General features: G+C 67.4%; 24 protein-coding genes. 15 read left to right on the forward strand and 9 right to left on the reverse strand.

Annotation, left to right across the window (positions count from 1 at the left end; all coding sequences use genetic code 11):
* Window positions 1-2: 2 nt before the first annotated feature.
* On the reverse strand, window positions 3-626 hold the full coding sequence (gene bacA / locus DBO85_RS04010) for a biofilm formation regulator BacA (protein WP_108105484.1): 624 nt from the start codon (window positions 624-626) through the stop codon (window positions 3-5).
* A 366-nt stretch (window positions 627-992) separates the two neighbouring features.
* Between bacA and DBO85_RS04015 the strand changes: the two genes are divergently transcribed.
* Window positions 993-2,189 carry a CaiB/BaiF CoA transferase family protein gene (locus tag DBO85_RS04015; RefSeq protein WP_108105487.1) on the forward strand — a complete coding sequence of 399 codons (1,197 nt, stop codon included), beginning with the start codon at window positions 993-995 and terminating at the stop codon, window positions 2,187-2,189.
* Between the two features lie 4 nt (window positions 2,190-2,193).
* Window positions 2,194-2,838, forward strand: a complete 645-nt coding sequence (locus DBO85_RS04020; RefSeq protein ID WP_108105489.1) for a 2'-5' RNA ligase family protein — start codon at window positions 2,194-2,196, stop codon at window positions 2,836-2,838.
* On the opposite strand, the gene DBO85_RS04025 is transcribed toward DBO85_RS04020, so the two are convergent.
* The 7 genes from DBO85_RS04025 to DBO85_RS19570 form a co-directional block, all read right to left on the reverse strand.
* Entirely contained in the window at window positions 2,819-3,412 is a 594-nt protein-coding gene (locus DBO85_RS04025) for a glutathione S-transferase N-terminal domain-containing protein (protein WP_108105491.1), read from the reverse strand. The two genes, DBO85_RS04020 and DBO85_RS04025, sit on opposite strands and share 20 nt — an antisense overlap.
* A 46-nt stretch (window positions 3,413-3,458) precedes the next feature.
* A complete protein-coding gene (locus tag DBO85_RS04030) occupies window positions 3,459-4,460 on the reverse strand; it encodes a 2-hydroxyacid dehydrogenase (protein ID WP_108105492.1) in 1,002 nt (333 codons plus the stop codon).
* A gap of 66 nt (window positions 4,461-4,526) precedes the next feature.
* A complete protein-coding gene (gene arsJ, locus DBO85_RS04035) occupies window positions 4,527-5,735 on the reverse strand; it encodes an organoarsenical effux MFS transporter ArsJ (RefSeq protein ID WP_108105494.1) in 1,209 nt (402 codons plus the stop codon).
* Between the two features lie 101 nt (window positions 5,736-5,836).
* Window positions 5,837-6,838, reverse strand: coding sequence for an ArsJ-associated glyceraldehyde-3-phosphate dehydrogenase (locus tag DBO85_RS04040; RefSeq protein WP_108105496.1), 1,002 nt, complete (start codon window positions 6,836-6,838; stop codon window positions 5,837-5,839).
* Window positions 6,839-6,944: 106 nt separating this feature from the next.
* Window positions 6,945-7,274: a YnfA family protein gene (locus DBO85_RS04045; protein ID WP_108105498.1), complete on the reverse strand. Its 330-nt coding sequence runs from the start codon at window positions 7,272-7,274 to the stop codon at window positions 6,945-6,947.
* Window positions 7,275-7,277: 3 nt separating this feature from the next.
* A complete protein-coding gene (arsH, locus tag DBO85_RS04050; RefSeq protein WP_108105500.1) occupies window positions 7,278-7,991 on the reverse strand; it encodes an arsenical resistance protein ArsH in 714 nt (237 codons plus the stop codon).
* 26 nt (window positions 7,992-8,017) lie between these two features.
* Window positions 8,018-8,794, reverse strand: a complete 777-nt coding sequence (locus DBO85_RS19570) for a metalloregulator ArsR/SmtB family transcription factor (RefSeq protein WP_108105502.1) — start codon at window positions 8,792-8,794, stop codon at window positions 8,018-8,020.
* Window positions 8,795-8,891: 97 nt separating this feature from the next.
* Here DBO85_RS19570 and arsB point away from each other — a divergent pair, with 97 nt between their 5' ends.
* From arsB to phnE, 9 genes are all read left to right on the forward strand, one after another.
* On the forward strand, window positions 8,892-9,944 hold the full coding sequence (arsB, locus tag DBO85_RS04060) for an ACR3 family arsenite efflux transporter (RefSeq protein ID WP_108105504.1): 1,053 nt from the start codon (window positions 8,892-8,894) through the stop codon (window positions 9,942-9,944).
* Window positions 9,945-9,956: 12 nt separating this feature from the next.
* Complete coding sequence (locus tag DBO85_RS04065) at window positions 9,957-10,961, forward strand: permease (RefSeq protein WP_108105506.1); 1,005 nt, start codon at window positions 9,957-9,959, stop codon at window positions 10,959-10,961.
* A 21-nt stretch (window positions 10,962-10,982) separates the two neighbouring features.
* A complete protein-coding gene (locus tag DBO85_RS04070) occupies window positions 10,983-11,219 on the forward strand; it encodes a thioredoxin family protein (protein WP_108105508.1) in 237 nt (78 codons plus the stop codon).
* A 70-nt stretch (window positions 11,220-11,289) separates the two neighbouring features.
* Window positions 11,290-12,324, forward strand: a complete 1,035-nt coding sequence (selD, locus tag DBO85_RS04075; protein WP_108105510.1) for a selenide, water dikinase SelD — start codon at window positions 11,290-11,292, stop codon at window positions 12,322-12,324.
* Complete coding sequence (mnmH, locus tag DBO85_RS04080) at window positions 12,324-13,427, forward strand: tRNA 2-selenouridine(34) synthase MnmH (RefSeq protein ID WP_108105512.1); 1,104 nt, start codon at window positions 12,324-12,326, stop codon at window positions 13,425-13,427. Before selD ends, mnmH begins: the two co-directional genes overlap by 1 nt.
* Window positions 13,428-13,548: 121 nt before the next feature.
* Window positions 13,549-14,400 carry a putative selenate ABC transporter substrate-binding protein gene (locus DBO85_RS04085; RefSeq protein ID WP_108105514.1) on the forward strand — a complete coding sequence of 284 codons (852 nt, stop codon included), beginning with the start codon at window positions 13,549-13,551 and terminating at the stop codon, window positions 14,398-14,400.
* On the forward strand, window positions 14,397-15,197 hold the full coding sequence (locus tag DBO85_RS04090) for a phosphonate ABC transporter ATP-binding protein (protein WP_108105516.1): 801 nt from the start codon (window positions 14,397-14,399) through the stop codon (window positions 15,195-15,197). The genes DBO85_RS04085 and DBO85_RS04090 overlap by 4 nt, the downstream gene beginning before the upstream one ends.
* The gene (locus DBO85_RS04095; protein WP_177429729.1) at window positions 15,194-16,021 is read left to right on the forward strand and encodes a PhnE/PtxC family ABC transporter permease; all 828 of its coding nucleotides are present in this window, start codon (window positions 15,194-15,196) and stop codon (window positions 16,019-16,021) included. Before DBO85_RS04090 ends, DBO85_RS04095 begins: the two co-directional genes overlap by 4 nt.
* On the forward strand, window positions 16,018-16,785 hold the full coding sequence (phnE, locus tag DBO85_RS04100; protein ID WP_108105520.1) for a phosphonate ABC transporter, permease protein PhnE: 768 nt from the start codon (window positions 16,018-16,020) through the stop codon (window positions 16,783-16,785). The genes DBO85_RS04095 and phnE overlap by 4 nt, the downstream gene beginning before the upstream one ends.
* A gap of 434 nt (window positions 16,786-17,219) precedes the next feature.
* Here the strand turns inward: phnE and tcdA are convergent, their stop codons facing one another.
* Entirely contained in the window at window positions 17,220-18,017 is a 798-nt protein-coding gene (gene tcdA, locus DBO85_RS04105; RefSeq protein ID WP_108105522.1) for a tRNA cyclic N6-threonylcarbamoyladenosine(37) synthase TcdA, read from the reverse strand.
* A gap of 152 nt (window positions 18,018-18,169) precedes the next feature.
* Here tcdA and DBO85_RS04110 point away from each other — a divergent pair, with 152 nt between their 5' ends.
* The 4 genes from DBO85_RS04110 to DBO85_RS04125 all read left to right on the forward strand — a co-directional run bounded on the left by DBO85_RS04110 (window position 18,170) and on the right by DBO85_RS04125 (window position 23,774).
* Window positions 18,170-19,321 carry an iron-containing alcohol dehydrogenase gene (locus DBO85_RS04110; RefSeq protein ID WP_108105524.1) on the forward strand — a complete coding sequence of 384 codons (1,152 nt, stop codon included), beginning with the start codon at window positions 18,170-18,172 and terminating at the stop codon, window positions 19,319-19,321.
* 295 nt (window positions 19,322-19,616) lie between these two features.
* On the forward strand, window positions 19,617-20,984 hold the full coding sequence (gene xseA, locus DBO85_RS04115; protein ID WP_108105526.1) for an exodeoxyribonuclease VII large subunit: 1,368 nt from the start codon (window positions 19,617-19,619) through the stop codon (window positions 20,982-20,984).
* A gap of 61 nt (window positions 20,985-21,045) precedes the next feature.
* The gene (locus tag DBO85_RS04120; protein ID WP_108105528.1) at window positions 21,046-21,864 is read left to right on the forward strand and encodes a peptidoglycan DD-metalloendopeptidase family protein; all 819 of its coding nucleotides are present in this window, start codon (window positions 21,046-21,048) and stop codon (window positions 21,862-21,864) included.
* 233 nt (window positions 21,865-22,097) lie between these two features.
* On the forward strand, window positions 22,098-23,774 hold the full coding sequence (locus tag DBO85_RS04125; protein ID WP_108105530.1) for a flagellinolysin: 1,677 nt from the start codon (window positions 22,098-22,100) through the stop codon (window positions 23,772-23,774).
* Window positions 23,775-23,851: the final 77 nt, after the last annotated feature.

The raw sequence follows: 23,851 nt of genomic DNA on the forward strand, positions 1-23,851 counted from the left end.
CCTTATTGGCCGTCGGCCTTGAGGAAATCTTCATAGGCCTCGGTGGCCTTGATCACGTTGTCCGCCAGCAGCTCGATCTCCAGGACCACGTCGGAGAGGGTCGAGCCAGCACTCAGTGCGCCGAACATGGTGTAGCAGGCGCGACCATCGGGCAGGATCTCCAGACCGATGCAGGACAGCGGGAACAGCTTGTGGGTGCGCAGCACTTCTTCGTTGAAGGCGGCCGCATCGCGAATATCCTCGGCCGGCCAGAGCAGCGCCTCGACGATGATCTGCTCGCCACCGATGGCGACGAACAGCGGCAGGTCGCCATATTCGCGCATGCGGATGTGCAGACTGGCGTCAGCCCCCTGGATCAGCTCGATCGTGGCCTGGCCGCTGCCGACCAGATCGGTGGCAACCAGTGCGTCATGCAGTGCCTGTGCAGTCCAAACCTGCGACATGCTCATACCCTCCTCCTTTTCCATCGAAGCCAGCCGCGCGTTGGGCTGACGCAGTTTCCTTTCGTATGCCGCAAGCGACGCGGTGTGCTCGGGCAGAATCCAGACTTCCTTCTTCACCAGCCCCTGCTCGCGCAGACGCTGACGGTAGAGACGCTGGTAATGGGCGGACGATTTGCTTTCCATGGAACGCAGCCTAGGCCATCACATGTAACGAATCAAGCCATCACATGTAAGTATTTTCAGAGAGATCTCGGCCAGCGCCGAAAAGTCGAAAAAAGCAAAGGAAGATCAAGGAGATAGCCATCCGGGCCGGCGGGCAGAAATTCTTCCTTGAACAGCCTGTGAAGCGGAAAACGGGCGAACACCTGGACCAGAAGCCGCGTGGGCGCAGTGCGTGTGCCAGGCCACTGTCGGCGATCGATGTTCAGAGGGATGCCATTAGAACCCAGCCAGGTATCGACAAAGCGAGGCACGGGTCGCAGACCGCGGATTTCGCAATCGCTCCCGGATCGAATAGGCTTGCCGGCCAGCGCAGCCAGGAGAGATGCCATGAATCCCAGCCAGCCCCTTGCGGGAGTCAAGGTCGTCGAACTCGGCAGCCTGATCGCCGGCCCCTTCGCCGCGCGCATCTGCGCCGAATTCGGCGCGCAGGTGACCAAGGTCGAGTCGCCCGATGGCGGCGACCCGCTGCGCAAGTGGCGCAAGCTCTACGAAGGCACCTCGCTGTGGTGGTTGGTACAGGCGCGCAACAAGCGCTCGATCACCCTCAACCTCAAGCACGAGGCCGGCCGCGAGGTATTGAAGAAGCTATTGGCCGAAGCCGACATCCTGATCGAGAACTTCCGCCCCGGCGTGCTGGAAAAACTCGGCCTGGGCTGGGACGTGCTGCACGCGCTGAACCCCAGGCTGGTCATGCTGCGGCTGTCCGGCTTCGGCCAGAGCGGGCCGATGAAGGATCAGCCGGGCTTCGGCGCGGTCGGCGAGTCCATGGGCGGGCTGCGCTACATCACCGGCTTCGAGGACCGCCCACCGGTGCGTACCGGGATCAGCATCGGCGATTCCATCGCCGCGCTCTGGGGCGTGATAGGCGCGCTCATGGCGTTGCGCCAGCGCGAGGTCAACGGCGGCAGCGGCCAGGTGGTGGACGTGGCGCTCTACGAAGCGGTGTTCGCCATGATGGAATCGATGGTGCCGGAGTTCGACGTGTTCGGCTTCATCCGCGAACGCAGCGGCAACATCATGCCCGGCATCACGCCTTCCTCCATCCACACCTGCGCCGACGGCCGGCATATCCAGATCGGCGCCAACGGCGATGCGATCTTCCAACGCTTCATGCGCGCGATAGGCCTTGCGGATCTGGCCGACGATCCGAGCCTGGCCGACAACGCCGGTCGTGACGCGCGGCGCGACGAGCTCTACGGGGTGATCGACCGCTGGGCCGGCTCGCTGCCGCTGGATCAGGTGGAAGCCACCCTGCTGGCCGCCGAGGTGCCGGCCAGCCGCATCTTCTCGGCCGCCGACATGTTCGCCGACCCGCAATACCTGGCCCGCGAGATGTTCCTGTCGGCGCGCCTGCCCGACGGCAAGCCGTTCCGCATGCCCGGCATAGTGCCCAAGCTGTCGGATACGCCCGGCGCAGTGAACTGGGTCGGCCCGCAACTGGGCGAGCACAACGCCGAGGTGCTTGCGGAGCTGGGCTACGACGCGACGCAGATCGACGCCCTGCGCGCTAGCCGAACCATCTGAGCCGGTGCGCTTCTTCGATCAGCCGCAGACCCTGCCGGCCGAGCTGCGCGACTACCCCGAGTGGCATCGCGGCCGGCCGCGCTACGGCATCTGGATGATCCCGCTGCGCCAACCGGCGCTGCTGGCGTACATCACCGAACTGCAGTCACAGCTGGCCGACCTGCTGCATCCGCCCGGCGCGCGCCAGGCGCACCTGACCCTGTTCGTCTGCGGCTTCGCGCAGCCCAGCGAGCGCTTCGACGACGATTTCACCCCATCCCGCCTGCAGGCGCAGATCGAGCAGTTGCGGCGCAGCGCCGGCCCCGCCTGCACACTGCCGCTGGGCGCGCCGGACAGCTTCGCCAGCGCCGCCTTTCTACCCGTCGACGATCCCGAGGGGCGGCTGGCGCGGTGGCGGGCAACCCTCGGCAGCGCCAGCGAGGAAATCCGCCAGGCCGACTACGTGGCGCATATCACCCTGGGGCTGTATCGCCGGCAGATCGATGCGCAGACCCTGCGCCAGCGCCTGGCCGAACTGCCGGCAACGGAACTGACACTGGAGGTGGATGAACTGCACTACGCCAGCTACGAAAGCCGCGAGCAGTTCGGCGCGTTGCACAGCGAGTACCGCGTCGCCCTGGAGCAGCCGCTCAGCCGAAGGCGGTACTGAAGAAGCTTTCGCGGGCGGCGAGCCGGGCATGGCATTCGAACAAGCCCGGGAAACGCGCCGGCCAGTCCAGTTCCGGCAGGCGGAAGGCCAGGTAGTCCAGCGCCACCGCGATGACGATATCGCCGAGGCTGATTTGCTCGCCTGCGCGCGCCGGCCAGTCAGTTTCCAGCGCTGCCAGCGTGCGCTCGATGGCGCGTAGGCGGCGCTGGCCGAGCAGGCTCTGGTCGGCAGTCGCGCCTTCATGCTTGCGCGCGATGACGCGGTTGAACGCCGCCTCCATCAGCCCGATCCCCTGCCCCGCCAGGTGCAGCACCGCCGCCTGCCGCGCCGCCGGCAGCAGCGCTGTGCGGCTCGACAGGCTGTCCAGGTGCAGCGCGATCAGCAGCGACTCACCGATGCTCTCGCCGTCATCGCAGACCAGCACCGGCACCCGTGCCAGCGGGTTGACCGCCAGCAGCTCGGCCTGGTCGCTCCAGGGATCGCTCCAGCAGAATTCCAGCTCGACGCCCTTCTCCAGCGCGACGATGCGCGCGACACGGGCAAAGGGCGAGGTGGCGTTCAGGTGCAGCTGCATGACGAACTCCCGGCAGGATGAAGGGGGGCAGTGTAACCGGTGCCGTTCAGGCCAGCCGCTCGCTGCCGACCCGATGCAGCTCGCCCTTGCCGCTGTCGAAGGCGCTGATGTTGGCCAGGGTCGTCTCGGCGATGTTTTCCAGCGCCTCGCGGGTGAAGAACGCCTGGTGTCCGGTGATCAGCACGTTGTGAAAGGTGGTCAGGCGCATGAACAGGTCATCGTCGATCACCCGCTGCGACAGGTCCTGGAAGAACAGGTGCTCCTCCTCCTCGTAGACATCCAGGCCGAGCCGGCCGATGCGCCCGGACTTGAGCCCGGCGATCACCGCGCGGGTATCGACCACGCGACCGCGGCCAGTGTTGATCAGCATCACGCCCGGCTTCATCCGCGCAATGGCGGCGGCGTCGATCAGGTGGTCGGTCTGCGGCGTCAGCGGGCAATGCAGCGAGATGATGTCGCTCTCGCCGAACAGCTGTTCGAGCGCGACGTATTCCAGCCACGGCGGCGCCTCCTCGCTCGGCTGCGGATCGCTGGCCAGCACCCGGCAACCGAAGCCATGCATGATCTGCGCGAAGATCAGGCCGATCTTGCCGGTACCGATGACGCCGACGGTCTTGCCATGCAGGTCGAAGCCGAGCAGGCCGTCGAGGGCGAAGTTGCCTTCGCGGACGCGGTTGTAGGCGCGGTGGGTCATCCGGTTCAGCCCCAGCACCAGGGCCACGGCATGCTCGGCCACCGCGTGCGGCGAATAGGCCGGCACCCGTGCCACCGTCATGCCCAGCCGCGCCGCTGCTTGCAGGTCGACATGGTTGAAGCCGGCCGAACGCAGCGCCAGCAGCCGCGTGCCGCCGGCGGCCAGCTGCTCCAGCACCCGGGCATCGAGGCAGTCGTTGACGAAGGCGCAGACCGCCCGGTAACCGTCCGCCAGGGCGGCGGTCTGCGGCGCCAGGCGCACATCGAAATAGCTCAGCTCGTGGCCGTGGCGCTGGTTGGCCAGGTCGAGGAATTCGCGATCATAGGGCTTGCTGCTGAACACTGCGACGCGCATCGGCGCTCTCCCTGATCTGTGCGTGGTGGTTCATCCGATCAAACCCGCTGGCTGCGGTTCCGCCCCTCAAGCTTGGGCATGGCGCGGCAGGCCCAGCGAGATCAGCGCGGCCAGCAGCACGAACAGCGCCGATACCCAGAGGCAGGCCGCCAGGCCCCAGACCTGGTACACCCAGCCCGACAACAGGGTACCGAGCAGCCGGCCGAGGGCGTTGGACATGTAGTAGAAACCGACATCCAGGGCTACGCCATCCTCCTTGGCGTAGCTGACGATCAGGTAGCTGTGCAGCGAGGAATTCACCGCGAATAGCACGCCGAACAGCAGCAGGCCGCCGAGCAGAACCCAGGGCGACAATTCCAGACCAAAGGCCATGGCCGCCGGCAACCCGGCCAGCACGGCCGCCCAGACGAAGGCCGTGCGACCGTCGGGCAGGCTGGCGCTGCGCGTGCCGGTGATCGCCGGCGCCAGGGTCTGGACGATGCCGTAGCCGATCACCCAGAGCGCGAGAAACCCGCCAACCTGCCAGAAGCTCCAGCCGAACACGCTGGCCAGGTACACCGGCAGCGCCACCACAAACCAGACGTCCCGCGCGCCGAAGAGGAACAGGCGGGCGGCGGAAAGCATGTTGATCGCGTAGCTCTTCGACAGCAGATCGCGAAACTTCGGCTTGGCGCGGGCCTTGCCCAGGTCCTTCTTCAGCAGCGCCAGACTGGCCAGCCAGACCAGCAGCAGCGCGCCGGCCATCGCCAGCAGGGCGACACGGAAGCCGAGCAGCGCCAGCAAGGCGCCGCCAAGGAAGAAGCCGACCCCCTTGAGCGCGTTCTTCGAGCCGGTCAGGCGCGCCACCCAGAGGTACAGACGCCCCTCGGCGCCAGCGGGTACCAGCAGCTTGATCGAGCTCTTGGCGCTCATCTTGTTGAGGTCCTTGGCGATCCCCGACAGCGCCTGCGCCGCCATCACCCAGGGCACCGTGAGCCAGGCGAGCGGCACGGTGAGCATCAGCAGCGCCGCCACCTGCAGGCCCAGGCCGATGTTCATGGTCCGGTTCAGGCCGATGCGCGCGCCCAGCCAGCCCCCGAGCAGGTTGGTGACCACGCCGAAGACCTCGTAGAACAGGAACAGCGCGGCGATCTGCAAGGGCGAGTAGCCCAACTGGTGGAAATGCAGCACCACCAGCATGCGCAGCGCGCCGTCGGTAAGGGTGAAGGCCCAGTAGTTGCCGGTCACCAGCAGGTACTGGCGAATCTCCGGCGCCAGGCGGGACAAGGCCTGCATCTGATGTGTCCTCGTGATCATGTGGATAGATTGGACAGACCTTGCATACCGCAGCATCCCTCACCCGCCTTCGGCACCCTCTCCCAGCGGGAGAGGGAAAATCACGCCCTTCCCACCAGCCGCGCCAGTTCCACTGCGCGGTTGGCGTAGCCCCATTCGTTGTCGTACCAGGCGTAGATCTTCACCTGGGTGCCGTTCACCACCATCGTCGAGAGCGCGTCGATGATCGAGGAGCGCGGATCGGTGCGGTAGTCGACCGATACCAGCGGACGTTCCTCATAGCCGAGGATGCCGGCCAGCGGCCCTTCGGCAGCGGCCTTGAGCAGGGCATTGACCTCTTCGGCACTGGTCGTGCGCTCGACCTCGAACACGCAGTCGGTCAGCGAGGCATTGGCCAGCGGCACGCGCACGGCATGGCCGTTCAGCTTGCCGCGCAGCGCGGGGAAGATCTCCGCGATCGCGGTGGCCGAGCCGGTGGTGGTCGGGATCAGGCTCAGGCCCGAGGCGCGCGCGCGGCGCAGGTCCTTGTGCGGCGTATCGAGGATGCTCTGGGTGTTGGTCAGGTCGTGGATGGTAGTGATCGAGCCATGGCGGATGCCGAGGGCCTCGTGGATCACCTTGACCACCGGCGCCAGGCAGTTGGTGGTGCAGGACGCCGCCGTGACGATACGGTGCTGCGCCGGATCGAACAGCTGCTGGTTGACACCCATCACCACGTTCAGCGCACCGGATTCCTTGACCGGCGCGCAGACCACCACGCGCTTCACGCCCTGGTCGAGATAGGCCGACAGCACCGCCACTGTCTTCATCTTGCCGCTGGCCTCAAGCACCAGGTCGCAGTCGCTCCAGTCGGTGTCGGCGATGGCCTTGTTCGCGCTGACCCTGACGCGCTTGCCGTCGATCAGCAGGCAGTCGCCCTCGCTGCCGGCCTCGTGTGCCCAGCGCCCGTGTACCGAGTCGAAGTTGAGCAGGTGGGCGTGGGTGGCGGCATCGCCGGCCGGGTCGTTGATGCGCACGAACTCGAACTCCGGCCAGTCCCAGGCCGCGCGCAGGGCGAGGCGACCGATGCGGCCGAAGCCGTTGATTCCAACCTTGATCGACATGAACAGATCTCCTTGCTAACCGATTCCGAACGAACGGCGCAGCCCGTGCCGCGCCGATAGACGACCCTTGCAGACAAACATGACCCTTTGCATGACCGAGGCTGATTCAACCCACCGAACGGGGCGCGAACATGATGATGAACATGCCCAGCAGGGCGACGCCGGCGCCGAGCAGGTCCCAGTGGCTGGGACGCACACCGTCGACCAGCCACAGCCAGACCAGCGCCGCACCTATGTACACCCCGCCATAGGCGGCATAGACCCGCCCGGAGGCGATCGGATGCAGTGACAGCAGCCAGGCGAACAGCGCCAGCGACAGGGCCGCCGGCAACAGCAGCCAGATGCTCTTGCCCTGGCGCAGCCACAGATACGGCAGGTAGCAGCCGAGGATCTCCGCCAGCGCGGTAAGGGCGAACAGGCCGAAGGTCTTCAACATGCCTCAGATCGCCCGCTGGTTGACGCGCGCGGACAGCTGTTCGGCCGATTCCTTGCGCTCGGAGTAGCGATCGACCAGGTAGTCGCCGCGCTCGCGCAGCAGCAGGGTGAACTTGAACAGCTCCTCCATCACGTCGACCACCCGGTCGTAGAACGGCGAGGGTTTCATCCGTCCGTGCTCGTCGAACTCCAGAAACGCCTTGGGCACCGAGGACTGGTTGGGGATGGTGAACATGCGCATCCAGCGGCCGAGCACGCGCATCTGGCTGAGTGCGTTGAACGACTGCGAGCCGCCGCAGACCTGCATCAGCGCCAGGGTCTTGCCCTGGGTCGGGCGGACCGCGCCGATGGCCAGCGGCACCCAGTCGATCTGCGCCTTGAACACCGCGGTCATCGCGCCGTGGCGCTCCGGCGAGCACCACACCTGGCCTTCGGACCACTGCATCAGCGCGCGCAGCTCCTGCACCTTCGGGTGGCTGTCCGGCGCATCGTCCGGCAGCGGCAGCCCGGCCGGATCGAAGATACGCGTTTCGGCGCCCATGGCATCGAGCAGCCGCGCGGCCTCCTGCGTCAGCAGCCGGCTGTAGGAGACCTTCCGGTTGGAGCCGTACAGCAGCAGGATGCGCGGTTTGTGCGAAGGCTGCGCCGGCAGGCCGAGGCGTTCGGGACTGGGCGCATCGAACAGCTCGGCGTCGATGTTCGGCAGATCGTCGTGCATGGGCGTTCCCTCGAAAAAGTGACGGTTCAGCATTGCTCGGCAAGGCGCAGCGGGCGCTCGCCCATGCAGCACAACCGGGTACGGTCGGCGGCCACCTCGGCGACGGCGGCAGTGCCGGCCAGCTCGACGATGGCGCGCGCCCACGCCGGCAGCAGCGGATGCAGGCGATAGTAGACCCACTGCCCACGGCGCCGGTCTTCGAGCAGGCCGCAAGCGCGCAATGCCGCGAGGTGGCGGGAAATCTTCGGCTGGCTCTGCTGCAGTGCCGCGGTCAGCTCGCACACGCACAGCTCGCCTTCGCTGGCGATCAGCAGGCACAGGCGCGCCCGGGTTTCATCCGCCAGGCACTTGAACAGCGCCAGCGGCGTCAGGCTGTCGGCCAGCTGCGCCTGTTCCTTGTCGTTGATCAGCAGGAACAGCTTGATTCGCTCATGGATGGCCTGCAGCGTCTGGCGGTAGGCTTGCGGGTGCTGGCTGCCGGCCGGGTCCTCGAAGTGCCAGGCGAGGAACTCGTCAGCCTCCGGCAGCGCCGCGCACTCCAGCGCCGCCTTGTCGCAGAGGGTGATGACGTAGTCGAAGTGCTCGCCGGCATACTCGTCGATGGCCTTGCTGCGCAGTCCCTCCACCGGCACTCCTGTGGCTTCCAGTGCCGCCAGGGCGCGCGGGTCCGGTTGTGCCGGACGACTGCCGGCGCTGAACACCGCATAGCGCCCCGCGCCGCTCTGGCGCAGCAGGGCTTCGGCCATCAGCGAGCGCGCCGAGTTGGCGACGCAAAGGAACAGGACCCGCAGCGGTGGTGACATGGCATTGACCCGCGACAACAAATTCGTTTTGCCGAATATATTGCTGTAGGCATATTCTGTAAAACATATATTTCATGCCGATGAACACGGAGCCGTCATGTCCAGCCAGTCCAGCCCCATGGGCCTGTTCGAACGCTATCTCAGCCTGTGGGTACTGCTGTGCATCGTCGCCGGCACCCTGCTCGGCCTCTATCTGCCGGCGGCGGCCCAGACAATAGGCGCGCTGCAGGTGGCGCAGGTGAACATCCCGGTCGGCCTGCTGATCTGGGTGATGATCATCCCGATGCTGATGAAGATCGACTTCGCCGCCCTGCACGAGGTGCGCCGGGAGAAGGCCGGCATCGGCATCACCCTGTTCGTCAACTGGGTGATCAAACCCTTCTCCATGGCACTGCTCGGCTGGCTATTCATCAAGGTGCTGTTCGCCGACTGGCTGCCGGCCGCCGAGCTGGACAGCTACATGGCCGGGCTGATCCTGCTGGGTGCGGCGCCCTGCACGGCGATGGTCTTCGTCTGGAGCAACCTGTGTCGCGGCAACGCCAACTTCACCCTGACCCAGGTGGCGCTGAACGACCTGGTGATGGTCTTCGCCTTCGCCCCGATAGTCGCGCTGCTGCTCGGGGTGTCCTCGATCCCGGTGCCCTGGGACACCCTGTTGCTGTCGGTGCTGATGTACATCGTCATCCCGCTGGCCATCGCCCAGGTGCTGCGCGCCCACCTGCGTAAGAGCGGCGAGGCGCAGTTCCAGGCGGCGCTGGCCAGGATCGCGCCGTTCTCCATCGTCGCCCTGCTCGCCACCCTGGTGCTGCTGTTCTCCTTCCAGGGCCAGGCGATAGTCGCGCAACCGCTGATCATCGGCATGCTCGCGGTGCCGATCCTGTTGCAGACGCTGTTCATCGCCGCGCTGGGCTACGGTCTCTGCCGCGCACTGAAGGTACGTCACGACATCGCCGGCCCGGCCAGCATGATCGGTGCGTCGAACTTCTTCGAACTGGCGGTGGCGGTGGCCATCGTGCTCTATGGTTTCGACTCGGGCGCGGCACTGGCCACGGTGGTCGGCGTGCTGATCGAGGTGCCGGTAATGCTCGCCCTGGTGGGTCTGATCAATCGCAGCAAGCCCTGGTACGAGCGCAGCCTGGCACGCGCATAAGGAGAGCAGGCGATGGAGGTTTTCCGCTGGCTGAACGATCAGCTGCTGCGCATGGACTGGCTGGCCGCGCTGGTGCGTCTGCTGGTCGAGGATCTGTTCGGTCTGGACATGAGCAGCCGCATCGGTGGCAGCCTGCATTTCTTCATCTACGACGTGATCAAGATCTTCATCCTGCTCGGCGTGCTGATCTTCACCATCTCCTGGGTGCAGAGCCACTTCCCGCCGGAGCGCACCCGGCGCATCCTCGGCCGCCTCAGCGGCTTTCGCGCCAACCTCACCGGTGCCCTGCTCGGCACCGTGACGCCGTTCTGCTCCTGCTCATCGATCCCGCTGTTCATCGGCTTCACCGGCTCCGGACTGCCGCTGTCGGTGACCTTCTCCTTCCTGATCTCCTCGCCGCTGGTCGACCTGGCCTCGGTGATCCTGCTGGCCAGCGTGTTCAACTGGAGCGTGGCCCTGGCCTATGTGCTGGTCGGCATCGTTCTCGCGGTGCTTGGTGGCACCCTAATCGGCCGCGCGCAGATGGAGCGTCACCTGGAACCCTTCGTCCTGCACAGCCCGGTGCTGGACATCCCGCAGCAGCAGCTGACCCGCGCCGACCGCGCCCGCTACGCCTGGGAGCAGGTGCGCGAGGTGTTCGGCCGGGTCTGGATGTATGTGCTGATCGGGGTCGGCATAGGCGCGCTGATCCACAACTGGCTGCCTGCGCAGTGGATCGAAAGCCTACTCGGCCAGGACCGTCCCTGGTCGGTGCCGCTGGCGACCCTGGCCGGCATTCCGATGTACGCCGACATCTTCGGCACCCTGCCGATCGCCGAGGCGCTGGTCGCCAAGGGCGTCGGCCTGGGCACGGCGCTGGCCTTCATGATGGCGGTCACCGCCCTGTCGCTGCCGTCGCTGATCATGCTGCGCAAGGTGGTGCGCCTGCCGTTGCTGGCGACCTTCGTCGGCATCGTCGTGGTCGGCATCATGCTGATCGGCGTGCTGTTCAATGCCTTCGCCTACCTGCTCATCTGAGTCATCACGGAGAACACCCACATGCAGATCAAGATCCTCGGCTCCGGTTGCAAGAAGTGCCTGACCCTGGCCGACAACGCCCGTGCCGCCCTGGCCAGCCTCGGTCGCGAGGCCCAGATCATCAAGGTCACCGACTTTGCCGAGATCGCCGCCCACGGCGTGATGTCGACCCCGGCGCTGGCGATCGACGACAAGGTCGTCTCGGTGGGCAAGGTGCTCAGCGCGGACGAGATTGCGGCGCTGCTACCGACGAGCTGACGGCGCTCCTCTGTGACGGGCACGGCTTTGCTAGAATCGCCGGCTTTCCCGCACAGCCCCCGGAGCGCGCATGAGCGAACCCATCCGCCTGACCCAGTACAGCCACGGTGCCGGTTGCGGCTGCAAGATCTCGCCCAAGGTGCTGGAGGTGATCCTCGCCGGCAGCGGCGCGCAGAACCTCGACCCGAAGCTCTGGGTCGGCAACGCCTCGCGCGATGATGCGGCGGTCTATGCCATCGACGAGCAGCGCGGCGTGGTCTCCACCACCGACTTCTTCATGCCCATCGTCGATGACCCGTACGACTTCGGCCGCATCGCCGCGACCAACGCGATCAGCGACATCTATGCCATGGGCGGCGACCCGCTGATGGCCATCGCCATCCTCGGTTGGCCGGTCAACGTGCTGGCGCCGGAAGTGGCCCGCGAGGTGATCCGCGGCGGTCGTGCGGTCTGCGACGAAGCCGGCATCCCGCTGGCCGGCGGCCACTCGATCGATGCGCCCGAGCCGATCTTCGGCCTGGCGGTCACCGGCCTGGTCGACAAGCAGCACATGAAACGCAACGACACCGCCAGCGCCGGCTGCAGGCTCTACCTGACCAAGCCGCTGGGCATCGGCATCCTCACCACCGCAGAAAAGAAGGCCAGGCTGCGCGAGCAGGATGTCGGCCTGGCACGGGACTGGATGTGCACCCTGAACAAGCCCGGCAGTCGCTTCGGCAAGCTCGCCGGCGTGCAGGCGATGACCGACGTCACCGGCTTCGGCCTGCTCGGCCACCTGGTCGAGATGGCCGATGGCAGCGGGCTGACCGCGCACCTGGACTACGCCGCAGTGCCGCGCATCGCCGGCGTCGAGCACTACCTGGCCGAGGGTTGCGTGCCCGGCGGCACCCTGCGCAACTTTGACAGTTACGGCGAGCGCATCGCCGCGCTGTCCGAAGAGCAGAAACTGCTGCTATGCGACCCGCAGACCAGCGGCGGACTGCTGGTCGCAGTGACGCCTGCGGGCGAGGCCGAATTCCTTGCCGTGGCTGCCGAGCAGGGCCTGACGCTTGCGCCGATCGGCGAGCTGCGCGCCCGACAGAGCCACGCGGTAGAGGTGCACTGATGCGCGACAACAGTGCCGACTACCGCGCCATCTTCCTCGGCGACCTGCCGCTGATGGACGCCCGCGCCCCGGTGGAATTTTCCAAGGGCGCCTTTCCGACCGCGATCAACCGTCCGCTGATGAACGACATCGAGCGGCAGAAGGTCGGCACCTGCTACAAGATGCACGGCCAGCAGGCCGCCATCGAGCTGGGCCACCGGCTGGTCAGCGGCGCCACCAAGGCCGACCGCATCGAAGCCTGGGCCGCTTTTGCCCGCGCCAATCCGAACGGCTACCTGTACTGCTTCCGCGGCGGCCTGCGCTCGCAGATCACCCAGCAGTGGCTCAAGGAGGAAGCCGGCATCGACTACCCGCGCGTGCTCGGCGGCTACAAGGCGATGCGCACCTTTCTGATCGAGACCACCGAGGCGGCCATCGGCGAATGCGATTTCGTCATCGTCGGCGGCATGACCGGCACCGGCAAGACCGAGGTGCTGGCGCAACTGGACAATGCCGTCGACCTGGAAGGCCACGCCAACCACCGCGGCTCCAGCTTCGGCAAGCGCGCCACCCCGCAGCCGGGGCAGATCGACTTCGAGAACCGCCTGGCCATCGACCTGCTCAAGCGCCGCGCCGCCGGCGGCGAGGCCTTCGTCCTCGAAGACGAGAGCCGGATGATCGGCAGCTGCTCGCTGCCGCTGCCGCTGCACCAGGGCATGCAGCGCTTCCCGCTGGTCTGGCTGGAAGACAGCCTGGAGGGTCGCGTGGAACGCATCCTGCGCGACTATGTGATCGACCTGGGTGCCGAGTTCATCGCCCTGCACGGCGCCGAGGTCGGTTTTCCCGCCTTTGCCGAGCGCCTGCAGCAGAGCCTGGCGAACATCGTCAAACGGCTCGGCGGCGAACGCTACCAGCGCCTCGCGCTGCTGATGGACCAGGCGCTCGCCGAACAGGCCCGCAGCGGTTCGGTAGACCTGCACCGCGCCTGGATCGAAGGCCTGCTCGGCGAATACTATGACCCGATGTACGCCTACCAGCGCGAGAGCAAGGCCGAACGCATCGAATTCGCCGGCGACCAGCAGGCGGTGGTCGAGTACCTGCGCACTCGCAAACAGCGGGCGTGATCCACGCCCGTAGGGCGCAAGAACCGCAGGGCATTGCACCCTCCCGGCGGGCAGCACCTATAATCGCGGCCTCGCGCCGCCGTACAGGCGCACTTTTCCGCTATTGAACCGGAGAATTTCCATGCTCAAGCATTCCCTGGCGCTTGCCGCCGGCGTCGCCCTGTCCCTGTCCGCCGTTTTTTCCCAAGCTGCCGAGACGCTGCGGGTTTCCGCGATTCCCGATGAGGCACCCACCGAACTGCTGCGCAAGTTCGAGCCGCTGGGCGCCTACCTGGAGCAGGAGCTGGGCATGCCGGTGAAATTCGTTCCGGTTTCCGACTACGCCGCGGTGGTCGAGGCCCTGGCGGCTGACCGCGTCGACCTGGCCTGGCTCGGCGGCTTCACCTTCGTGCAGACCCGCCTGAAGACCGGCAATGCCATCCCGCTGGTACAGCGCGAACAGGATGCAGTGTTCACCAGCAAGTTCATCACCGCCGACCCGGCCGTGAAGACCCTCGCGGACCTGAAGGGCAAGACCTTCGCCTTCGGCTCGGTGTCCTCGACCTCCGGCAGCCTGATGCCGCGCTACTTCATGCTCAAGGACGACATCACCCCGGAGAAATTCTTCAGCCGCGTCGCCTACTCCGGCGCGCATGACGCCACCGTGGCCTGGGTCCAGGCCGGCAAGGCCGACGCCGGTGTGCTGAACGCCTCGGTGTGGGACAAGCTGGTCGCCGCCGGCAAGGTCGACACCGACAAGGTCCGCGTCTTCGCCACCACCGAGCCCTACTACGACTACAACTGGACGGTGCGCGGTAACCTCGATCCGCAGCTGACCGCGAAGATCAAGGCCGCCTTCCTCGCCCTCGATCCGAGCAATCCCGAGCACAAGGCGATCCTCGACCTGCAGGCCGCCAGCCGCTTCATCGAGACCCGCCCGGAAAACTACCAGAGCATCGAGCAGGCAGCCCGCGACGCCGGCCTGCTGAAGTGACCATCCGGCTGCACGGCGTGGGTCTGACCCACGCCAACGGCACCCGTGCGCTCGCCGATATCGACCTGCGCATCGAGCACGGCGAGCGGGTGGCGCTGATCGGCCCGTCCGGCGCCGGCAAGACCACCCTGCTGCGCCTGCTCGCCAGTGCCCTGCTACCCAGCAGTGGCGATCTGGAACTGCTTGGCGAGAATCCCTGGCGCCTGTCTGGCCGCGCCCGGCAGAAACTGCGCCGGCGCATCGGCCTGATCCATCAGAGCCCGCCCCTGCCACCGCGCCAGCGCGTGGTGACCGCCGTCGCGGCCGGCAGGCTCGGCCAGTGGTCGCTGGCACGGGCGCTGGTCAACCTGCTGTATCCGCTGGACATCCCCGGCGTGCGCGGCGAGCTGGCGCGCCTGGACCTGGCCGACAAGCTGTTCCAGCGCTGCGACCAGCTCTCCGGCGGCCAGTTGCAGCGCGCCGGCATCGCCCGCGTGCTGTACCAGGCGCCGCAGCTGATCCTGGCGGACGAGCCGGTCTCGGCGATGGATCCGGTGCTGGCCGGCCATACCCTGTCGGTGCTCGGCCGCGAAGCGCAGAACCGCGGCATCACCCTGATCGCCAGCCTGCATGCGGTGGAACTGGCGCTGGCGCACTTCCCCCGGGTGATCGGCCTGCGCGACGGGCACGTGCTGTTTGATCGCCCCGCCGCCGAGGTCTCGCCCGAGGAGCTCGCCGCGCTCTATGCCAACGAGCAGCTGCAGCCGCCCGGCGATGCCCGCCCGCTGCACAACGAACTGCAGGTGCAGCGCTGCTGATGAACGCTGCCCGCCACGATCCGGCTGCCCTGCCGCGCCTGGCGCTGACCGTGCTGGCACTGGTCCTGCTGTGGCCGGCGCTGTCGCTCAGCGAGCTGAACCTGGGCGTACTGCTGGATCAGGACAATGCCCGGACCATGGGGCGCTTCGTCGCCGACTTCTGGCCGCCGGCACATCAGGGCGATTTTCTCCTGCTGCTCTGGCGCGCGACCCTGGAAACCCTGGCCATCGCCACCGCCGGCATGGCCCTGGCGCTGGCACTGGCCCTGCCCGCCGGGCTGGCTGCCAGCCGCGTCCTGTCGCTGTCCGCGCTGCATCGCGGCGGCCGGCCGGCCTGGTGGTCGCTGCTGGCGCGCTGGCCGGTGCGCGGCTTGCTGATCGTGCTGCGCAGCGTGCCGGAAATCGTCTGGGCGCTGCTCTTCGTACGTGCCGTGGGCCTGGGGCCGACCGCCGGCGTGCTGGCCATCGCCATCACCTACGCCGGCATGCTCGGCAAGGTCTACGCGGAGATCTTCGAGTCGGTCGACCCGCGCCCGGCGCGCGCCCTGCTCGGTGCCGGCAGCTCGCGGCTTGGCGCGTTCTTCTACGGTGTGCTGCCGAATGCCGCGGGCGAGATGCTCTCCTACAGCGTCTACCGCTGGGAATGCGCGATCCGCGCCTCGGTGGTGATGGGTTTCGTCGGCGCTGGCGGGCTGGGCCAGCAGATCGACCTGTCGATGCGCATGTTCGCCGGTGGTGAAGTCGCCAGCATGCTGCTGGTGTTCCTCGCCCTGGTGCTGCTGGCCGACCAGTTCAGCCGCCTGCTGCGGGCGCGCCTGACATGAGCCGCGCCCTCAACTACCTGCTGCTGGCTGCGCTGCTGCTGGCGGTGGCGGCCTCGTTCCGCTTCCTGCAGATCGACCTGAGTGAGCTGACCAGCCGCGAGTCGCTCAGGCAGATGGGCGACTACGCCAGCGGCTTCCTGCAGCCGGACTTTTCCGCGCCGCACCTGGCCGCCATCGGCCGCGGCGCGCTGGAAACCCTGGCCATGTCGGCCGTCGGCACACTGCTCGCCGCCCTGCTCGGCCTGCTCCTGGCGCTACCGGCCGCCGGCCGCTGCGGTGCCCTGGCGCTGCATGCCACGCGCCTGCTGCTCAACGCGCTACGCGCCATTCCGGAGCTGGTCTGGGCGGCGCTGATGGTGCTGGCCGCAGGCCTCGGCCCGAACGCCGGCACCCTGGCGCTGGCACTGCACACCGCCGGCGTGCTCGGCCGACTGTTCGCCGAAGCGCTGGAGAACACCCCCGCCGAGCCGGCCGAGGCCATCCGCCTGGCCGGTGGCGGACGCATCGCCGCCTTCTGCTACGGCACCCTGCCGGGGGTCTGGCCGCAGCTGCTGGCCTACAGCCTGTATCGCTGGGAGAACAACATCCGCATGGCCAGCGTGCTCGGCTTCGTCGGCGCCGGCGGGCTGGGGCAGATGCTCTATGTCAGCCTGAGCCTGTTCCAGGAAGCCCAGGCCGCCAGCGTGATCCTCGCCATGCTGTTGCTGGTACTGGCGGTGGATGCCCTGAGCGCCTGGTCACGCCAGCGCTGGGTCAGCCAGTGAGCACGACGCCGGTCCTCGGGACTCGCGTTGCTCGGCGCCAACCTACGGCCGTCGTGAAGGACACAAGCTTTGCGCAACGGACTGGTGGATAAACAGAGCGTTATTGATTCGTAGGGTGGCGCCGAGCCTGCGAGGCCCGACAGGCCATGCCTCGACCTCCAACCCGTGAGACGTTGAGCCTTGCGGCCCAACCTACAGGACCGTGACGCGGCTGAAGACCCTGCGGCCCGTAGGTTGGCGCCGAGCCTGCGAGGCCCAACACGCCGCACCCAACCTCCTACCCCGCGCCAGACGTTGGGCCTTGCGGCCCAACCTACGGGACCGTGACGCGGCTGAAGACCCTGCGGCCCGTAGGTTGGCGCCGAGCCTGCGAGGCCCGACAGGCCATACCGCGACCTCCGAGCTGTGGCGGACGTTGGGCCTTGCGGCCCGACCTACGCGCGTTCGCTCGGCCTGCGGGCACCGGCGACCAGCTTTTCCACCGCCTTGGCCGCCGCGACCATGCCGAAACTGGCGGTGACCATCATCGAGGCGCCGAAGCCGCCGGCACAGTCGAGCTTGACCCCTTCGCCGACGAAGCTCTTGCTCTGGCAGACCCCGCCATCCGGGCTGGGATAGCGCAGCTGCTCGGTGGAGAACACGCAGGGCACGCTATAGTTGCGCCCCGCCGTGCGCGAGAAGCCGTAGTCGCGGCGCAGCGTGGAGCGCACCTTGGCCGCCAGCGGATCGTTGAAGGTCTTGTTCAGGTCGGCCACGCGGATCTGCGTCGGGTCGACCTGACCGCCGGCGCCGCCGGTGGTCACCAGGCCGATCTTGCGCCGCTTGCACCAGGCGATCAGCGCCGCCTTGGCCGCCACGCCATCGATGCAGTCGAGGACGAAATCCAACTGCTCGGTGATGCACTCGGCCATGTTGTCGCGGCTGACGAAGTCGGCCACCGGATGCACCGCGCAGGCCGGATTGATCGCCCGCAGCCGCTCGGCCAGCACCTCGACCTTGGGCCGGCCGATGGTGTCGGCCAGCGCATGCGACTGGCGATTGCTGTTGGTCACGCAAACGTCGTCCAGATCGAACAGGCTGATCTCGCCCACGCCGGAGCGGACCAGCGCCTCGGCCGCCCAGGAACCGACGCCGCCAATGCCGACCACCGCCACATGGGCCGCCGCCAATCGTTCAAGCCCTTCATTGCCATAGAGCCGGCCGATGCCGCCGAAGCGTTGCAGATCGGGCATGTTCGCCTCGCCTGGAGAGTGCAGAAAGGCGCGCATTATAAGCAGCACCGCGCGCTGCTACCCAAGCGCGCTGAATACCCGACCATTCGTCGCAATGGCGAGTGCGCAGGCTATAGTCCAGACCACTGAACAAGCATTCACAGGACGCTCCGATGCGCAACTTCACCTTCTACAACCCGACCCGCATCCACTTCGGCGAAGGCCAGATCAAGGCACTGGCCAAGGAAATCCCCGCCGGCAGCCGGGTACTGGTCACCCATGGCGGCGGCAGTATCTTCAACAATGGGGTCTGGGAGCAGGTCGAGCAGGCGCTACAGGGTTACCACCTGAGCCGCTTCGGCGGCATCGAGCCCAACCCGCAGTTCGCCACCCTGGTGCGCGCGGTCGAGCAGCTCAAGGCCGAGCAGTGCGACTTCATCCTCGCCGTCGGTGGCGGCTCGGTGATCGACGGCAGCAAGTTCATCGCCATGGCCGCCTGCCACGACGGCGACCCGCTCCAGCTGCTCACCGGCACCCGCGCAACCCGCGCCCTGCCGCTGGGCTGCGTGCTGACCCTGGCCGCGACGGGCTCGGAGAGCAACCCCGGCGGCGTGGTCTCGCACGCCGCACTCAAGGCCAAGCTGCCGTTCTCCAATCCGCTGCTGTTCCCGCGCTTCGCCGTCCTCGACCCACGCACCACCTTCAGCCTGCCGCCGCGGCAGATCGGCAACGGCGTGGTGGATGCCTTCGTGCATACCATCGAGCAGTACCTGACCTACCCGGCCGACGCGCCGCTGCAGGATCGCTATGCCGAGGGCCTGCTGCTGACGCTGATCGAGGAAGGTCCCAAGGCGCTGGCCAACCCCGAGGACTACGCGGTACGCGCCAACCTGATGTGGTGCGCGACCCAGGCGCTGAATGGCCTGATCGGCTGCGGCGTGCCGCAGGACTGGGCGACCCACCTGATCGGCCACGAACTCACTGCGCTGCATGGCCTGGACCATGCGCAGACCCTGGCCATACTGCTGCCGGCAGTGCTCGCCGAACGCCGCGAGGCCAAGCGCGCCAAGCTGCTGCAGTACGCCGACAGGGTCTGGCAGATCGGCGCGGGCGACGAGGACGCGCGCATCGATGCGGCCATCGCCCGTACCGTCGAGTTTTTCGAAAGCATGGGCGTGCCGACCCGCCTGGCTGCCTACCAGCTTGGCCAGGAAGTCATCGACCCGGTGGTGGCCCAACTGAGCGCACATCGCATGGTGGCCCTCGGCGAGCATCGCGACATCGACCCCCAGACCAGCGCCCGGATACTTACGCGGGCGCTGTGAAGCCCCATTCGGTGGCGGCACGGCGGATTACGCCGCTTTGCGGCCAATCCGCCCTACGATTCGCGTAGGGCGCAATAAGCAAAGCGCATTGCGCCGCCGCCTCGCGCTGGCGCCACTCAACTGCCCCGTGCCTGCTCCTTACACCGCCCGACGGATTACGCCGCTACACGGCCAATCCGCCCTACGCGTGACCTCGCTTAGCATTCCCATGCTCCGCGTGGGAATGCGTCCCGCCCCTACCCAGCAATCACCCGCTCGCCACCGGCCCGGGCTTTTTGCCTTATCATCGCGCCCCATGATCAAGGACCCCTTCCAGCGCCTCGGGCTCGACCGCGAGGTGCTTACCGTCAGTCAGCTCAACGGCCGCGCGCGCATGCTGCTGGAGGATGTCTTCGCCCAGATCTGGGTCGAGGGCGAGATCTCCAACCTGTCGCGGCCGGCCTCCGGACATATCTACTTCACCCTCAAGGATGCCCAGGCCCAGGTGCGCTGCGCGCTGTTTAGGCAGAACGCCGCGCGGGTGCGCCAGGCGCTGCGCGACGGCCTGGCGGTTCGCGTGCGCGGCAAGGTCTCCTTGTACGAAGGGCGCGGCGACTACCAGCTGATCCTCGACAGCCTCGAGCCGGCCGGCGACGGCGCGCTGCGGCTGGCCTTCGAGGCGCTCAAGGGCAAGCTGGAGGCGGAAGGCCTGTTCGCCGCCGAACGCAAGCGCACCCTGCCCAGCCATGCGCGGCGCATCGGCATCATCAGCTCGCCGACCGGGGCAGTAATCCGCGACATCATCTCGGTCTTCCGTCGACGCGCACCCCAGGTCGAGCTCACATTGATACCCACCCCGGTGCAGGGCCGCGAGGCCACCGCGCAGATCGTTCGCGCCCTGCAGCTGGCCGATCGCGGCGGCTTCGATGCGCTGATCCTGGCGCGCGGCGGCGGTTCGCTGGAAGACCTCTGGTGCTTCAACGAGGAAAGCGTGGCGCGCGCCGTGGCTGGCTGCGCCACGCCCATCGTCAGCGCGGTCGGCCATGAGACCGATGTATCCATCGCCGACTTCGTCGCCGACGTCCGCGCGCCAACGCCTTCGGCAGCCGCCGAATTGCTGGCGCCGGACAACAGCGACCTGCGCCAGCGCCTGGAAAGTCTTTCCCGCCGCTTGCAACTGCGCATGCGCACCCAGCTGCAGCAGGCCGGCATGCGCCTCGAGGCACTCGGCCGGCGCCTGCGCCATCCTGGCGAGCGGCTGCAGCAGCAGGCTCAGCGGATCGACGATCTGGAGCAACGCCTGCAACGCGCCCTGCGCCGCCGCCTGGAGCAGGCCGGCGAACGCCTCGGCCGTCTCGACGGCCGCCTCGCCGCGCAGCACCCCGGTCGCCAGTTGGCGCTGCTGCGCCAGCGCCTGGACAGCCTCGAACAACGCCTGCCACGGGCGATCCAGCAGGGGCTGCGCCAGCGCAGCCAGCAGTTGCAGGGTCTGGTGCAGACGCTGCAGGTGGTCAGCCCGCTGGCCACGCTCAGTCGCGGCTACAGCATCCTGCTGGACGAGCAGGGCCAGGCCATTCGCCATCCGCAGCAGGTTCGGCCGGGGCAGTTGCTCAGGGCACGCCTGAGCGAGGGCGAGCTGCCCCTGCGTGTCGAAGGCAGCAGCCAGCTGCCGCTGCTCGAGTGACAGCGTCGAACGGCAACCCCGACCGCCTTGTCCACCCACCTGACTGCCAACGGAAAATTCGATGCGCCTGCTGATCGTCCTGCTGTTCTGTATTGCCCTGCCGGTGCAGGCAGAAGGTTTCATCACCCGCCTGCTGAACAAGCCGGTGCCCGGTGGCGTGGCGGTGGTCGATCTGGGTGAAGGCGCGCAGGCGCCGACCGCGCGCTATCAGGGCAAGCCGGTGCTGACGGTGAAGGAGGATGGCCGCCGCTGGATCGCCATCGTCGGCATCCCGCTCACCACCAAGCCCGGTCGCCAGACACTGGAGGTCGCCGGCCAGGCGCGGCACTTCCAGGTCGGCCCGCGCGAGTACCGCGCCCAGCACATCACCCTGAAGAACCAGCGCCAGGTCAATCCGAACCCGAAGGATCTGCAACGCATCGAGCGCGAGCTGGCCGAGCAGAACGCCGCCTATCGTCAGTTCAGCCCGCGCCAGCCGAGCAACCTGCTGTTCGACCGCCCGGTGAACGGCCCGCTGTCCTCGCCCTTCGGCCTGCGTCGTTTCTTCAATGGCGAGGAGCGCAACCCCCATTCCGGGCTGGATTTTGCCGCCCAAGCCGGCACACCGATCAAGGCGCCGGCGGCGGGCAAGGTGATCCTGGTCGGCGACTACTTCTTCAACGGCCGGACCGTGTTCGTCGACCATGGCCAGGGACTCATCAGCATGTTCTGCCACCTCTCGGCCGTCGACGTGAACGTCGGCGACGAACTGGCGCGCGGCGCGGTGCTCGGCAAGGTTGGCGCCACCGGCCGTGCCACCGGGCCGCACCTGCACTGGAACGTCAGCCTGAACGACGCGCGGGTCGACCCGGCGATCTTCATCGGCGCCTTCAAGCCCTGACCATCGGCGTTGGCCACGGTGGATTACGCCACGCAACGGCCAATCCACCCTACGCAGGGCAAGCCGCCCGCACGATGGATAACGGCACCGCCTTCCACCCGCGCTCCCCGTAGGACGCAATAAGCACCGCGCGTTGCGCCGCCCCCCGGTACGACCATTTTTCTTCGCCGCTCAAGAAAGCCTTACGCCAGCCGATGTTGCTGGCCATACGGAATCATCCGTTCGGGCCGCCCATGCTAACGGTCAACACCAACATCGCCTCGTCGTTCACCCGGCGCCATATGGAAGCCAACGGTCGAGACCTGGAAACCACGTTGCAGCGCCTGTCCACCGGCCAGCGCATCAACAGTGCCCGGGACGACGCCGCCGGCTTGCAGATCTCCAACCGCCTTGGCTCCCAGGTCAGCGGGCTGGGCGTCGCCGTGCGTAACGCCAACGACGGCATTTCGCTGCTGCAGGTAGCGGAGGGTGCGCTGCAAACCGTCACCGACGCGCTGCAGCGCATCCGCTCGCTCGGGTTGCAGGCGATGAACGGCAGCAGCGGCGCCAACGAACGCGCAGCACTCGATGCCGAGGCCCAGCAGTTGCTGCAGGAAATCAACCGCGTCAACGAGACCACCACCTTCGCCGGACGCAAAGTGTTCGACCAGAGCAGCTTCTCCGCGCTCGGCGATCTCGATCAACGCGCCGTACTCAACGCGCTCAAGGGCTTCTGGATCGCCGAAGGCGAGCAGCGCGTGCAGGATGCATTCGGCATCAGCGCGTCGGGCGCGACCCTGAAGATCACCCTGAGCAACGATCCCTCCAGCCAGACCCTGGCCTATGTTGCCGGCACCGTCGGCGCCGGCGGCCGTGTCTACGACCAGGTCATGGACGTCAACCTGGCCTACTTCGACGCCGCCTCACTGCCGGATGGCGGCAACAGTCCACAGTACACAGACCGTGTCATCGCCCACGAGATGACCCACGCCATCATGGGCCGCAGCATGAATTTCGCGGCACTGCCCAGCTGGTTCAAGGAAGGCGCGGCCGAGGCGGTGCAGGGTGCCGACGAACGCCTGGCGGGTGACACCAGCGGCGGCACCAGCGTCGCCGCGATTCTTGCCGCCTTCAATGGCGACGACGTCAGCGGCTCGGCCGGCTACTCCGGCGGCTACGCGGCGGTGCGCTACATGCACGACCAAATCAAGAGCGCAGGTGGCAGCGGCATTCGCGACGTCATGACCCACCTCAGCAACAACGCCGGCTCGACCCTGGACCAGGCACTGGCCAATGCCAGCAAGGGCGCATTCAGCGGCCTCGGCGATTTCAGCACACAGTTCAACGCCGATGCCGCCGGCTACGTGGCCGCGATGAACCTGGGCAATGCGGACACCGGCGCCATCGGCGGACTGGACGCCGACGGCGGTCCTGTCCTCGATGCGCGCTCCGTCCTGGCCAACCAGGGCACCGGCCTGCCCGGCTCGCGCGGTTTCGCGCTGGAGATGCCGGAACTGTTCAAGATGGGCGCCAGCAGCGGCAACAACCTGATCCAGTTCCAGGTTGGCGCCCAGGCATACGAAACCGTGCAAATGGGCTTCGCCGCATTCGGTGTCGATGCGCTTGCCCTCAGCCGCGTCAATCTGCTCGAGTCGCCGGGGCTGGCGGTGATGGACATCGATGATGCGCTGACCTACATCGACGGCCAGCGCGGCTACATGGGTGCGATGCAGAACCGGCTGGAGGCGACGGTGGCCAACCTGCAGAGCGTGGCCGAGAACGCCGCCGCCAGTCGCTCGCGCATCCTCGATACCGACTATGCCGCAGCGACCGCCACGCTGGCGTCGAAGCAGATCATCCAGCAGGCCTCCCAGGCCATGCTCGCCCAGGCCAACCAACGTCCGCAGGCGGTTCTCGCGCTACTTGGCTGAGCCTTGCGACACACCTCGAATCAGCTGCGGGTTAACCCCTGAGGCCTGCTTTGCTATGGTCCCAGCCTTTTGGACGC

This window comes from Pseudomonas mangrovi, assembly GCF_003052585.1.
Lineage (GTDB): Bacteria > Pseudomonadota > Gammaproteobacteria > Pseudomonadales > Pseudomonadaceae > Aquipseudomonas > Aquipseudomonas mangrovi.